Source organism: Sulfitobacter sp. HI0040, assembly GCF_001634885.1.
Taxonomy (GTDB): domain Bacteria; phylum Pseudomonadota; class Alphaproteobacteria; order Rhodobacterales; family Rhodobacteraceae; genus Sulfitobacter.
In genome coordinates this window covers 1-303 of the sequence record NZ_LWEX01000404.1, presented here as the reverse complement: position 1 = coordinate 303, position 303 = coordinate 1, and the positions used below count along the sequence as shown (strand labels likewise).

Here is a 303-nt window from a genome sequence, read left to right as displayed (position 1 = left end):
GGTCCAGCCATGTTGATGAAAGCATGATCACCGGGGAGCCATTGCCGGTTTCGAAGGCAGACGGCGACGCCGTGACCGGCGGCACCGTGAACGGATCGGGCAGCCTGACTTTCAGGGCCACCCGTGTCGGTTCGGAAACTGCGCTCGCCCAGATCATCCGCATGGTGGAAGAAGCGCAGGGCGCGAAGCTTCCCATTCAGGGGCTGGTGGATCGAATTACGCTCTGGTTCGTGCCGGCGGTTCTGCTCTTTGCGACGCTGACGGTCCTTGTCTGGCTCTTCTTCGGGCCTGATCCCGCGCTCA

1 protein-coding gene is annotated in these 303 nt (G+C 62.7%); it reads left to right on the top strand.

Annotated features, from left to right (window positions below; translation table 11 throughout):
• Positions 1-303, top strand: a 303-nt coding sequence (locus A3728_RS16560; RefSeq protein WP_443069438.1) for a P-type ATPase, incomplete at both ends; no start/stop codon positions are given.